Source organism: Pseudoduganella sp. R-32, assembly GCF_049913245.1.
In the GTDB taxonomy this organism is placed as follows: domain Bacteria; phylum Pseudomonadota; class Gammaproteobacteria; order Burkholderiales; family Burkholderiaceae_D; genus Rugamonas.
In genome coordinates, this window is sequence record NZ_CP183987.1 from 5,807,227 (window position 1) to 5,819,235 (window position 12,009).

Annotated in this window: 12 protein-coding genes; 9 read left to right on the forward strand and 3 right to left on the reverse strand. The window is 66.0% G+C overall.

Features of this window, described 5'->3' with window-relative positions:
- The first annotated feature begins 60 nt into the window (after positions 1–60).
- The 8 genes from ACN9MU_RS26585 (at position 61) to ACN9MU_RS26620 (ending at position 7,662) form a co-directional block, all read left to right on the forward strand.
- The gene (locus ACN9MU_RS26585; protein WP_426344906.1) at positions 61–1,986 is read left to right on the forward strand and encodes a TonB-dependent receptor; all 1,926 of its coding nucleotides are present in this window, start codon (positions 61–63) and stop codon (positions 1,984–1,986) included.
- A 14-nt stretch (positions 1,987–2,000) separates the two neighbouring features.
- Entirely contained in the window at positions 2,001–2,714 is a 714-nt protein-coding gene (locus tag ACN9MU_RS26590; RefSeq protein WP_426343665.1) for a 2OG-Fe dioxygenase family protein, read from the forward strand.
- Positions 2,715–2,756: 42 nt separating this feature from the next.
- Positions 2,757–4,118, forward strand: a complete 1,362-nt coding sequence (locus ACN9MU_RS26595; RefSeq protein WP_426343666.1) for a hybrid sensor histidine kinase/response regulator — start codon at positions 2,757–2,759, stop codon at positions 4,116–4,118.
- Entirely contained in the window at positions 4,100–4,915 is an 816-nt protein-coding gene (locus ACN9MU_RS26600) for a response regulator (RefSeq protein ID WP_426343667.1), read from the forward strand. The genes ACN9MU_RS26595 and ACN9MU_RS26600 overlap by 19 nt, the downstream gene beginning before the upstream one ends.
- 74 nt (positions 4,916–4,989) lie before the next feature.
- The gene (locus tag ACN9MU_RS26605; protein WP_426164309.1) at positions 4,990–5,874 is read left to right on the forward strand and encodes a DUF6662 family protein; all 885 of its coding nucleotides are present in this window, start codon (positions 4,990–4,992) and stop codon (positions 5,872–5,874) included.
- 11 nt (positions 5,875–5,885) lie between these two features.
- A complete protein-coding gene (locus ACN9MU_RS26610; RefSeq protein WP_426164311.1) occupies positions 5,886–6,425 on the forward strand; it encodes an FMN-binding protein in 540 nt (179 codons plus the stop codon).
- Entirely contained in the window at positions 6,425–7,216 is a 792-nt protein-coding gene (locus ACN9MU_RS26615; protein WP_426343668.1) for an FAD:protein FMN transferase, read from the forward strand. Before ACN9MU_RS26610 ends, ACN9MU_RS26615 begins: the two co-directional genes overlap by 1 nt.
- Positions 7,213–7,662 (forward strand): hypothetical protein, encoded by a 450-nt coding sequence (locus ACN9MU_RS26620; protein ID WP_426336362.1) that lies wholly within the window; start codon positions 7,213–7,215, stop codon positions 7,660–7,662. The genes ACN9MU_RS26615 and ACN9MU_RS26620 overlap by 4 nt, the downstream gene beginning before the upstream one ends.
- 72 nt (positions 7,663–7,734) lie before the next feature.
- On the opposite strand, the gene ACN9MU_RS26625 is transcribed toward ACN9MU_RS26620, so the two are convergent.
- Positions 7,735–8,679 (reverse strand): LysR family transcriptional regulator, encoded by a 945-nt coding sequence (locus ACN9MU_RS26625; protein ID WP_426164317.1) that lies wholly within the window; start codon positions 8,677–8,679, stop codon positions 7,735–7,737.
- A gap of 97 nt (positions 8,680–8,776) precedes the next feature.
- Between ACN9MU_RS26625 and ACN9MU_RS26630 the strand changes: the two genes are divergently transcribed.
- Positions 8,777–9,310 carry an ester cyclase gene (locus tag ACN9MU_RS26630; RefSeq protein WP_426164319.1) on the forward strand — a complete coding sequence of 178 codons (534 nt, stop codon included), beginning with the start codon at positions 8,777–8,779 and terminating at the stop codon, positions 9,308–9,310.
- On the opposite strand, the gene ACN9MU_RS26635 is transcribed toward ACN9MU_RS26630, so the two are convergent.
- Together ACN9MU_RS26635 and ACN9MU_RS26640 are read right to left on the reverse strand one after the other, a co-directional pair.
- Positions 9,307–10,554, reverse strand: coding sequence for a DUF1501 domain-containing protein (locus ACN9MU_RS26635; RefSeq protein ID WP_426343669.1), 1,248 nt, complete (start codon positions 10,552–10,554; stop codon positions 9,307–9,309). The two genes, ACN9MU_RS26630 and ACN9MU_RS26635, sit on opposite strands and share 4 nt — an antisense overlap.
- Before the next feature lie 11 nt (positions 10,555–10,565).
- Positions 10,566–11,927 (reverse strand): DUF1800 domain-containing protein, encoded by a 1,362-nt coding sequence (locus ACN9MU_RS26640; RefSeq protein ID WP_426343670.1) that lies wholly within the window; start codon positions 11,925–11,927, stop codon positions 10,566–10,568.
- Between the last annotated feature and the right edge of the window lie 82 nt (positions 11,928–12,009).

A 12,009-nucleotide genomic window follows, 5' to 3' on the forward strand; every position in this document is an offset into this window, starting at 1 on the left:
CCAGCCCTCGCGCTGGCCGGGCTGCTCGCGCCGGCGGCCGCCCATGCCGACGATCCCTTCATGCAGCGCGTGCTGGTCGAAGGCGCGCGCGCCAGCCAGCTTGGCGTGGCCGATTCGGCCGGCATGGGCAGCGTGTTGCAGCGCCAGCTCGAGGCGCGCACCATTTACCGTCCGGGCGAATTGCTCGAGGCAACCCCTGGGCTGGTGGCCAGCCAGCATAGCGGCGAAGGCAAGGCCAACCAGTTCTACCTGCGCGGCTTCAATCTCGATCACGGCACCGACCTGCGCACCACGGTGGACGGCATGCCGGTCAACCAGCGCAGCCATGCGCATGGCCAGGGCTGGACCGACCTCAATTTCATCATCCCCGAACTGGTGGCGCGGCTCGATTACAGCAAGGGGCCGTACAACGCGAGCAACGGCGACTTTTCCTCCGCCGGCGCCACGGCGATCAATTATTCCAGCCGCCTGCCGCAGGACCAGGCCAGCGCCACCGCAGGCCAGAACGGCTACGGCCGCGCCCTCCTGGCGGGCTCGCGCGAATCCGGCGACAAGGGATCGCTGCTGTACGCAGTGGAAGCCGTGCACAACGACGGCCCATGGACGCGCGGCGACAACTACCGCAAGCTGAACGCCGTGCTGCGCTACAGCGAAGGCTTTGCCAACAACGGCTACACCATCACCGCCATGGCCTACCGCGGCGCATGGAACGCCACCGACCAGATTCCACAGCGCGCCGTGGACAATGGCTTGCTGGGCCGCTTCGACGGGATCGACCTGACGGACGGCGGCCAGGCACGCCGCTTCAGTCTCTCTGCCGCCTGGGCGCGCAGCGACGACAAGCAGACCACGCGCGCCAACGCCTACGTCATCAACAACCGGCTCGAGCTGTTCTCCAACTTCACGTATTTCCTGGACGATCCGCTGCATGGCGACCAGTTCGCCCAGCCGGACCGTCGCGTGACCAGCGGTTTCGATGTGAGCCATAGCTGGCATGACCATATGGACGATATGGCGTGGAGCACCACGCTGGGCCTGCAGGCGCAGAACGACAATATCTTCAATGCCTTGCAACATACGCAGGCGCGCCAGGTGCTGGCGACCGTCCGCGCCGACCATATCGTCGAAACCAGCGCCGCCCTCTACCTGCAGCAGCGCCTGCGGGTCACGCCATGGCTGCGCGGCGAAGCCGGCGCGCGGCTGGACCGCTACCGCTTCGGCGTCGGCCAGGCACGCGCCGGCGATACGCTGGCGAGCCCGGGCATCAGCCTGGCTTTCGGGCCATGGGAACGCACCGAGTTTTACCTGAACGCCGGCCGCGGCTTCCACAGCAACGACGCGCGCGGGGTGACGCAGGCGCAGGAGCCGGCCACGCCCCTGGCCCGTTCGCGCGGCCTCGAATTCGGCCTGCGCAGCGAAGCAGTCAAGGGCCTGCAAACGGTGCTGGCCCTGTACCGCCTGGACTTCGACTCGGAACTGATCTACCTCGGCGACGCCGGCAGCACCGAAGCGGGCCGCCCGAGCCGCCGCTACGGCATCGAGTTCTCCAACTACTACAAGCCGTTCAAATGGCTGTCGCTTGATGCCGACCTGGCGTTTGCGCGCGGCCGCTTCCGCCAGGCGGCGCCAGAGGGCGAGCGCATCCCCGGCGCGGTAGAGGGCGTGGCGCAGCTGGCCGCCACTCTCACCCCGGCAGGCCCCTGGTCCGGCTCCCTGCGCCTGCGCTGGTTCGGCCCGCGCCCGCTGGTGGAAGACAACTCCGTCCGCTCGAAAGCCAGCGCCACCGTCAACGGCCGCCTGGCCTACAAGCTGGCCGCACGCGCCACGCTGGAGCTGGAAGGCTTCAACCTCGCCAACCGCCAGGTATCGGCCATTGACTACTTCTACGCATCGCGGCTGGGCGGCGAAGCCGAGGCCCGGGCGGACATCCACTTCCACCCGATCGAGGCGAGATCTTTCCGCCTCAGCCTGAATTACGCATTCTAAGTACAATAAGGGGCATGATGACGCCACTGCCCCAATTGATCCTCACCCTGCGCAGCGCCGGCTACGCCCTGCTCAAGCCGGCCGACGTGGCCAGCCTGGCCGGCTGCTCCCTGGATGAACTGAATTCCCTGGTCCCGAGCTGGGACGACCTGGCACCGGACAACTACCTGAAAGACGGCGGCCGCTATCGCCGCCGCCGTCACTCCTGCTTCGTGCAGGATGGCCTGGCCCTGGACCAGACTGCCCACCGCGCCCACTGGCAGCCGGTCGAATACAACGCCCTGCACGGCGGCATGCGCCGCCTGTTCGAACCCATTGCCCCGCAAACGGTCGCCAACCAGGCGTGGACCAAGCTGCTGGCCGCCATCGGCCAGGCCTGCGCCCAGGTACGCGGCCAGCATCCCTGGTACGTGGAAGCCCACCAGTTCCGCATCGACACTACCGACGGCATCGGCCGCCCGACCCCGGAAGGCGCCCACCGCGATGGCGTCGACTTCGTGGCCGTGCTGCTGGTCGGCCGCCATGGCATCAAGGGCGGCGAAACCCGCGTGTTCGAGGCCGACGGCCCGAACGGCAAGCGCTTCACCATGACCGAGCCCTGGACCATGCTGCTGCTGGACGACGCGGCTGTCATCCATGAATCGACCCCGATCCAGCCGCTGGCCGAACATGGCCACCGCGACACCCTGGTCATCACCTATCGTGACGGCGGTTTCCAAGGCGGGTGAAAAAACGGTATAGTCTGAACACCCAACCATTTCGGAGGTGACTTGGACTCCAGCTACGAAATCGAGCCCGATGAGCTGGAAATACTCATCGTGGAGGACAGTCCAACCCAGGCCGAGCGCCTGCGGCGGCTGATCCGGTCCTCGGGCTATCATGCCAGGGTGGCGGCCAACGGCAAGCTGGCACTGGCCGATATTCGCGAACACAAGCCGCACCTGGTGCTGTCCGACATCGTCATGCCCGAGATGAACGGCTATGAGCTGTGCCGTGCCGTCAAGGCCGATCCGGCCCTGCGCGATATCCCGGTCATCCTCGTGACCTCGCTGACCGATCCCAAGGACATCATCCGCGGCATCGAATGCGGCGCCGACAACTTCATCCGCAAGCCCTACGCCGAGGACTACCTGCTGAACCGCATCGGCCAGATGCTGGTCAACCAGAAGCTGCGCAAGAATTCCAGCATGGAGGTCGGCATCGCCCTCTACCTGGGCGACCAGAAACACTTCATCAATGCAGAACGCCAGCAGATCCTCGACCTGCTGATCTCGACCTACGAGCAAGCGGTGCAGGTCAACAGCGAGCTGCAGGCGCGCGAGCGGCAGGTGATCGAACTGAACATGCGCCTGGCGCACCATGCCGGCGAGCTGGAAACCATCAACCGCGAGATCGCGCTGAAGAACCTGGAACTGGCCGAGGCCAGCCGCATGAAGTCGGCCTTCATCGCCAATATGTCGCACGAGCTGCGCACGCCGCTGAACGCCATCATCGGCTTCACCGGGGCGCTGCTGATGAAGCTTCCCGGCCCGCTGACCGACGAACAGGACCGCCAGCTCAACACCATCCGTTCCAGCGCGCGCCACCTGCTCTCGCTGATCAACGACATCCTGGACGTGGCCAAGATCGAAGCCGGCAAGGTCACCCTGACGGTGGAATCCGTGCACTGCCAGCAGTTGATAGGCGAAGTGGCCGATACCTTGCGCCCGCTGGCCGCGCAAAAGGGCCTGGAAGTCTTCATCGACATGCCGGAGCAGCCGATCGTTCTGCAGACCGACCGCCGCGCGCTGGCGCAAATCATCATCAACCTGGCCAACAACGCCATCAAGTTCACTGAAAAGGGCATGATCAAGCTGGCGCTGAAACAGCGCACTGACGAAGAGCAGGCTGTGATCACGGAGTTCAGCGTGACCGACAGCGGCAGCGGCATCAAGGAAGAGGACCAGGCCAAGCTGTTCCAGGCCTTCTCGCAGCTGGATAACACGTCGACGCGGCATGCGGAAGGCGCCGGGCTTGGCCTGTACCTGAGCCAGAACCTGGCCAACCTCCTCGGCGGCTCGCTGTTCTTCAGCAGCGACTTTGGCAAAGGCAGCACCTTCACGCTTGCGCTCAAATGTCGGCACGCATCCTGATCATTGAAGACAACCAGGCCAATATGGACCTGATGACGTACTTGCTGCAGGCCTTCGGCCATCGCCCGCTGTGCGCCAGCGACGGTGAAATGGGGGTAGCGCTGGCCACCAGCGAAAAACCGGACCTGATCCTGTGCGACCTGCATCTGCCCAAGCTTGACGGGCCGGGCGTGCTGGCGCGGCTGCGCGCCGATCCAGCCACGCAGGCGATTCCGATCCTGGCAGCCAGCGCGCTCCCCGTCACCGACGGCTGCGCAGCCCTGCGCCGCGCCGGATTCTCCGGCTGCCTGCCCAAGTCGATGGAGCCGGATGTGCTGATTCCGGCCCTGGAATCCTTCCTTCCGGCGCACCTGCGCCGCGCCAGCGCGCAACCGGTGCCCGCCACTGCGGCGCCGGCCGCGCCATCCGCAGCGGCCGCGGCGCCCTTGGCCTCGCCGGCACGGTCCCGCGTGCTGCTGCTCGACGCCGCGCCCGAGAATTCCGGGCTGGTGGCGGCCATCCTGGCACACAGCGGCTACTCCGTCAGCACGGCTGCCAATCCAATGGATGCCGGCGTGCTGCTGGACGGCCATCAGTTCGACCTGGTGCTGTGCGAGCTGGGCTTGCTGGAGGCCGGCCGCCTGGCCTTCCTGGGCGATGCGCTGGAAATGGCGCCGGGGCTGCCGGTGCTGCTGATCCGCCCCGATGACGAAGACGAGCTGGGAACGCTGGGCGCCGGACGCAAACGCAGCGTGCTGTCCCACCCGCTCGACCCGCAACAACTGGTCGGCGCCATCGAAGCCCTGCTGCGCAGTTAAGGGTTCCCCTCACTTGCAATGCGAATGATTCGCATTTATTATTGCGCATTTTTCAACTTCGTTAAACCAGTTCAATGCGCAAACATGTCGTACTGGCCGCCGGCTTGCTGGCCGCCTTGCCCGCCCTCGCGGATGAAAACCTGTTCGGCTACGTCCGCGGCTCCGAAGTCCTGCCAAAAGGCAGCGGCGAGTTTTACCAATGGGTCACCCAGCGCAACAACAAGGGCAGCGGCCACTACCGCGCGGTGGACACCAAGACCGAGATCGAATACGGCGTGACCGACCGCTTCCAGGTATCGGCCGAAGTGAACGGCCTGGCCGTCAAGAGCCAGGGCCTGCTGATCAACGGCTACCTGCCGAAGGACATTGATTCCAACCTGCGCCTGCAAGGCTTTGAAGTCGCAGCCAAGTACAACTTCCTCAGCCCGGCCAAGGACGATTTCGGCCTGTCCGCCTATACCTCCTTCGAATACGGCCGCCTGGACGTGCACTCGGGCCAGCGCAAGCGCGAACTGGAATTCGAAGCGCAACTGCAGGCGCAGAAGTACTTCCTGGAAGGCCAGCTGACCTGGGTGGGCAATATCGGCCTGCGCGCAGCGCACGAAAAACGCAAGGCCATTGCCGACCTGCCGGAAGACTTCGAATGGCCGACCGATCCGGAGATGGAAATCTCGACCAAGATCGGCACCGGCCTGTCCTACCGTTTCGCACCGGGCTGGTATGCCGGCGTTGAAGCGCTGTTCGAAAACGAGTATGAGACCGAGGTTGGGCAGGAGCGCTGGTCGGTCTTCGGCGGCCCTTCGCTGCACTACGGCGGCAAGCAATGGTGGGCGACGCTGACCGTGTTCCGCCAGCTGCGCGGTGGCGGCGAGCGTTACGACGGCCAGCCTGCGAAGCAATTGCACCTGATCGAGCGCACCAAGAACGAGCTGCGTTTGAAGGTCGGCTACAACTTCTAAAGGGAATCGCCATGAGTGCACTTCGCTGGAATGCCTTCTTCCTTCCTGTGGCTGTGCTGGCCGGTCCCACGGCCTACGCCACCGACTACCTGACGGTGGCGCAGGCGCAGGAGCAGTTGTTTCCCGGCGCCCAGTTCAGCGAGCAGACCCTGAAGTTCAGCGGTGAACAGCGCGACCGCATCAAGGCCGCTGCCGGCGTGCGCCAGCGCAACGACGAAATGAAGCTCTGGCGCGCCGAGAAGAACGGCAAGCTGCAGGGCTGGCTGATGGTCGATGAAGTGATCGGCAAGCACGAGTTCATTACCTACGCCACCGCCATTGGCGCCGATGGCAAGGTAGTCGGCATCGAAATCATGAGCTACCGCGAAACGCACGGCGGCCAGGTACGCGAGCCGGCTTGGCGCAAGCAGTTCGCCGGCAAGTCGGTCAGCGATCCGTTCAAGCTGGACCAGGACATCCAGAACATCAGCGGCGCCACCCTGTCGTGCCGCAATGTGATGGATGGCGTCAAGCGGCTGCTGGTAATCCAGCAGATGTTCCTCAAGGCCTGATGGACGTAGTGCGCCGCATGCGCCCTGCATTGGGCACTTTCGTCGAGGCAGGCTGCTCCGGCAGCGCCGGCCTGCCCGCCCTCGACGCGGCCTTTGCCAGCCTGGCACTGGCGCAGGAACGCTGGAGCTTCCAGGACCCGGGCAGCGAACTGTCGCGCATCAACGGCAGCGATGGCGGCTGGGTCGCCGTGCATGGCGACACGGTCCGCCTGCTGCGCCTTGCACGCGGCCTGATGCTGGCCAGTGGCGGCTACTTCGACTTTACCGTCGGCGGCGCGCAGGTGCGCCGGGGCAGCCTGCCCGACCATGGCGGCTTGCCCGCGCTGGAACGCGGCTCGGCGCTTGACGTGGAACTGGGCAGAGGAGCTGTCCGCTTGCGGCGGCCGGTGCGCCTGGTGCTGGACGGAATCGCCAAAGGCTTTGCCGTCGATGTGGCCTGCCGCGCCATGCGCCGGGCCGGCGCGGCGGCGGGCTGGATCAACGCCGGTGGCGATCTCCGCGTCTTCGGCGACATCGAACTGCCGATTGCCCTGCGCGGCGAAGACGGCGGCGTGCGCCCTTGCGGCACGCTGCGCAACGCAGCTTTCGCCAGTTCGATGGTGGCCTCCCGGCGCGACGAATCCTTCGGCGCCGACATCATTGGCCCGGCCGGTCTGGCGCCGCAACAAGGCGTCTGGTCGGTGACCGCGCGCAGCGCGTGGCGCGCCGACGCATTGACGAAGGTGGCCGCCATCGCGCCAGCGCAAGTACGCGCAGAACTGCTGGCAAGCCTGGGAGGGCAAGTGGCATGAAAGGCTACCCACGCTGGTTCTTGCGCGCGCTGCTCGGCGCGCTGCTGATGATGCTGGTCACCGGCCTGTTGCTGGCGCCCGGCACGCTGGTGATGCGCGCCGAAATGGACCTGCCCTGGCGCCTGCCGGGCGAGGCCCGCGTTTACACGGCGATGCTGCACGCAGCCGGCGGCTTCAGCCTGGCGGCGTTTACCGGGTCCTTATGGAGCCTGCACATGCGCGCGGGCTGGCGACGCCGGAAGCACCGTGGCAGCGGCGTGTTCGTCGGCTCTTTGCTGGTGCTGCTGTGCATGAGCGCCGTGGCAGTCTATTACCTGGGCGAGGAACAAGCGGGCACCATGGCGGCGCTGCTGCACCTGGCCCTGGGCATCGTCCTGCTCGGCCCTTTCGGCTGGCACTGGCTGCGCGGCTACCGTAGCCGGCATCATCATGGCCCAGCGGTTTAAGCCAGCACCAGCCAGCCCAGTGCGATCAGGCTGAACACCGCGGCAATCATGCCGAGCGTGTTCTCCGACCGCTCATCGGGGCTGGTCAACTTCCATAGAAACTTCAGCATGATTCTCGTCCCCAACCGCGTCCCAACGCCAGGCAGACGTCAGGCGTACCTGCAGGTAATCAAGGAAGAGGCGAACCCGGAGCGGCAGGTTGCGGCCGTGCGGCAGGATCGCCTGCAGCGGCGCGGCCGGCATGCCATAGCGTGGCAACAGGCGCTGCAAGCGCCCGGCCAGCAGGTCATCGCCCACATCCCAGATCGATTTTACTACCAAGCCACTACCTTGCAGCGCCAGCATGTGCGCAGCCTGGCCATCATTGGTGAGGAAGGTTGCGGCCACGCGCACGCTGGCTTCACCAGCAAAGCGCCAGTCGACGCGCCGGGCGTCACCGATCACGATGCAACGATGCCCGGTTAGCTCAGCAGGACTTGCCGGCGTGCCGTGCTGCGCCAGGTAGGAGGGCGCGGCGCACAGCACGCGGAAATTCGGCGCCAGCCGGCGCACCACCAGGTTGGGATCTTCCACGCTGCCGAAACGGATCGCCATGTCCTGTCCGGTTTCCAGCAGGTTCACTACCGTATCGGTCAGTTCAAGCTGTACCTGCAGGCCGGGATGCTGGCGCTGGAAGTCGGCGACGATGGGAACGATGTGCTGGCGTCCAAGTTCGGCTGGAGCGCTCAGGCGCAGCAGGCCATCCACTTCTTGCCGGCTGTGCGCGAGCAGGGACTCGGCCTGGCCAACCTCCTCCAGGATGCGCAGGACGCGCGCATGGAACAAGGCACCGTCGGCCGTCAGCGCCTGGCGCCGGGTGGTCCGCTGCAGCAGACGCAGGCCGATATTCTTCTCGAGCTGCGCCAGGCGTTTGCTCACCACCGATAGCGGCAGTTCAAGTTCACGCGCCGCGGCCGACATGCTGCCTGCCGCAACGATGTGCGCAAAAGCCCGCAGGGCCGGCAAATCATCAAGCATGGGCCGATTCTCCCTGAATTGGAAAGTATGTATTCGTCATTGCCGTCTATTTTAGCCACACCAGGGCGAATACCATGCAATTCTTTCCAAAGGAGATATGATGAAACAGCTGACCACCCTGTTGCTGGCTGCCCTGCCCCTGGCTGGCGCCCACGCGGCCCCCGAAGCGCAACTGGTCCATCCCCGCCAGCAGCTTGTCGACCCTTCGCTGCCGGCGGCACAGGCCGAAGCCAGCGTGCTTGCCGCCCGCCGCTACGCATCGTTCTGGAACAACGGTGACGAAGCGCTGGCCCGCGCCGCGCTGGCGCCAGGATTCACCGACCGCACCCTGCCGCCTGGCCGCGCACAAGGATTGCCAGGCCCGTTGGCGGCATCAGCCTTCGTGCGCGCTGCCGTACCCGATATGAGCGCCGAGATCGAGCAACTGATTGTCAGCGGCGACCGCGCCGTCGTGCACTTGCGCTTCCGGGGCCATTTCACCGGCAGTTTCAAGGGCGTGCACGGAAAAGGACAGGCGATCGACTTCATCGCCACCGACATCTACCGCGTCGTTGACGGCCGCATCACCGACAACTGGCACATCGAAGACAACCTCGCCTTCCTGCGCCAGCTCGGCGTGATCGGAGACTAAGCCAGCAACTGCAGGCGCGCAGCGGAAGGCAGGCCGGGGAAGGTGCGCGCCAGCGCCGTGTCGGGCAGGCGCAGGTGGCGCTCGGCCACGTGCGCCAGCACATGGCGGAAGTCGGTGGTCACAGGCAGGTCGCGGCCCTCGTTCAACTGGGCCTCGGCCAGGCCTTTCCATTCGCCTGCGACCTTGCCGCCCTGGAGCTTGCCGCCCAGCAGCCACATGGCGTTGCCGTGGCCATGGTCGGTGCCCCGGTTGCCGTTCTCGCGCGCGGTGCGGCCGAACTCGGACATCACGACAATCACGGTATCGTCGAACAAGGGGCCAAGGCGCTGCGCCAGCGTCGCCAATCCCTGCCCCAGCGGCTGCAGGCGGTTGGCCAGTTGCCCGGTGCCGGCACCCTGGTTGGCATGCGTGTCCCAGCCGCCCAGCGCAACGAAGGCGAGCTGGATGTTGGGGTTGTTGCGCATCAGCGTGGCAAGCCGGCCGGCATCGTCAGGAAAGCCGTTCGGCAGCGGCGCGCCGTTATCGGCCGCCTGCATCTCGGACATCATGCCGCCGTTGGCAGCGGCCATCACTTCCTCATGGGCCTTGCGCCCGGCCTGGTACACTTTGCCGTAGCGTTCATTGCCGGCGTACAGCGCGTCGAAAGCCTTGGCGATCTGCGGCCGGTCGAGCGGCGTGGAGCGGGTTCCGGCCGCGCCATTGGCAAGGTTGGTGGCCGGCTGCGCGCCGGACAGCACGCGCGGCATGACCGGGCCGATGCTGAGCGCCCGCGTCGGCGTGGTGTCGCCCGGCAGGCTGCCAAGCAGGCGGTTCATCCAGCCATCCTGCGTGCTCTTCACGCCCGGCGTGGCGGACTCCATATAGTCTTGCGCATCGAAGTGGGACCGGCTCGCATCCGGCGAGCCGCTGGCGTGCACGAAGGCCAGCTTTTTCTGCTCCCACAGCGGCATCAAGGGCGCCAGCGCCGGATGCAGGCCAAAGTAGCCGTCCAGGTTCAGCGCGCCGTCCTCGGCGCCCGGCCTGGCCAGCGCAATATTCGGGCGCAGGCGGGCATATTCGGGGTCGGCCACCGGCGCCACCACGTTCAGGCCGTCCACCGCGCCGCGCAGCATGACGACGATCAGTTTTTTCGCGGTGGGCGAGCTGCTGCCGGGGGCCATGGTCGCTGCCCAGGCATGGGGACCGAGCGGCAGCATCAGGCCGGCGCTGGCGGCAAAGGCGTTCAGGAATTGGCGTCGTTGCATGGCGCGCTCCGTTAGCGTTGCATGAAGTCGGGGCTGCCGAGCAGCATGGCGGCGCGCAGGCGTTCATTGCTGTCGGCGACGATGGCGGCAGTCTGTTTCGACACCGAGGCGCCTAATGCTTCCTGCACCTTGTCGGCATCGGCGCCGTTGGAAAGTGACAGCGCGTAGCTGATGCGGCGGCTCAGGCCATCCGGGTTCAGCCAGGCGCCTTCGGTGTTCTTGTAGCCGTCCGGCGTCTGGCAGCCGTACAGGGGCATGCCGAGCCGGTTCAGGATGCCGACCAGCGGCTTCACTTCGGGCATCGGCATGGCAGCGGCGCGCGAGGCGGATACCACGTACTGGTAGGGCGTCTTGAACTTGGCGCCGGCATATTGCTGGTCCATGAACTCCGGGCTGGAGAACAGGGTGCGCAGCACGGTGCGGATATCGCCCTTGCTGGCGATCCAGCTTTGCGCCAAGCGCTCCACCAGCGCGGGCGGCGGCTGGTCGGCCACGAAGTACTGCGCCAGCTTGCTGCTGACATGGCGCGCGGTCGCGGGGTGCGTCGCCAGCACGTCCAGCGCATACTCGCCTTCCGCTTCCCCGCGCGCGGTGACCGGCTTGCCCAGCCAGGTCTTGGCGCCGTTATCGTGGCGGCGCGGATCGAAGGCGAACTGGGCGTCGCGCTTGGGGCGGTAGGTCCAGCCGGTCAGCATGCGCGCGAGCTCGGTCACGTCTTTCTGGGTATAGCCGCCGTCCACGCCCAGGGTGTGCAGCTCCATCAGCTCGCGGGCGTAGTTTTCATTCAGGCCGCCAGCCTTCGAGACCCAGTTATCAAGATAGAACAGCATGGCTGGATGATGGGCCGTGGCGCCGAGCATCTGGCGGAAGGAGCCAAACACGTAGGGACGGATCGCATCGCGCTCGTAGCTGGCGACCAGGGCGCGGTCCTGGCCTTTGCCTGAAAATACGTTGAAGTGGTTATACCAAAAGTCAACCATCACCTCTTCCAGCTGGCGCGGACTTTCGATGGCGCGCAGCAGGCGGGCTTCGGCGGCTTCGGACGCCATCTGCTGCACGACTTCCCGGCGCTCGCCCTGGTCGCCGCTGCGTGCTTCCTGGAATCGTTCCAGTGCATCGCCCGCGCTCATTTTCAGCGTTTCCAGCCTGTCCAGCCGCTGGGCTAACGCACCAGGCAAGGCCGGCGGGGTGAGTTGCTCATCAATATAAGCTTGCACGCCGGACTGGCGCACCCGCTCGATATCGCCGGGCCGCGGTCCATATGCCAGCCGGTTCAGCACATGGACAGCTGCCTGCTCGCCGGCCAGTGGCGCAGCCCACAGGGCGGCCTGGGGGAGCGCCGCAAGCACGGCGCCGAGTATCCAGCTTCGCATGATGTCGTCTCAATACAATGATCTACAGGACTTTCTTTATACGCTAGCCGCCGGATTGAGGGCAAAGACTCCTTTGTATCAG

Bases quoted from the DNA above. Each gene is read 5' to 3' on its own strand.
- ACN9MU_RS26635 (WP_426343669.1), bottom strand. From the start codon at position 10,554: ATGCAACGACGCCAATTCCTGAACGCCTTTGCCGCCAGCGCCGGCCTG.
- ACN9MU_RS26630 (WP_426164319.1), top strand. From the start codon at position 8,777: ATGATGAAACAGCTGACCACCCTGTTGCTGGCTGCCCTGCCCCTGGCT.
- ACN9MU_RS26620 (WP_426336362.1), top strand. From the start codon at position 7,213: ATGAAAGGCTACCCACGCTGGTTCTTGCGCGCGCTGCTCGGCGCGCTG.
- ACN9MU_RS26585 (WP_426344906.1), top strand. From the start codon at position 61: ATGCAGCGCGTGCTGGTCGAAGGCGCGCGCGCCAGCCAGCTTGGCGTG.
- ACN9MU_RS26600 (WP_426343667.1), top strand. From the start codon at position 4,100: ATGTCGGCACGCATCCTGATCATTGAAGACAACCAGGCCAATATGGAC.
- ACN9MU_RS26615 (WP_426343668.1), top strand. From the start codon at position 6,425: ATGGACGTAGTGCGCCGCATGCGCCCTGCATTGGGCACTTTCGTCGAG.
- ACN9MU_RS26605 (WP_426164309.1), top strand. From the start codon at position 4,990: ATGCGCAAACATGTCGTACTGGCCGCCGGCTTGCTGGCCGCCTTGCCC.
- ACN9MU_RS26610 (WP_426164311.1), top strand. From the start codon at position 5,886: ATGAGTGCACTTCGCTGGAATGCCTTCTTCCTTCCTGTGGCTGTGCTG.
- ACN9MU_RS26640 (WP_426343670.1), bottom strand. From the start codon at position 11,927: ATGCGAAGCTGGATACTCGGCGCCGTGCTTGCGGCGCTCCCCCAGGCC.
- ACN9MU_RS26590 (WP_426343665.1), top strand. From the start codon at position 2,001: ATGATGACGCCACTGCCCCAATTGATCCTCACCCTGCGCAGCGCCGGC.
- ACN9MU_RS26625 (WP_426164317.1), bottom strand. From the start codon at position 8,679: ATGCTTGATGATTTGCCGGCCCTGCGGGCTTTTGCGCACATCGTTGCG.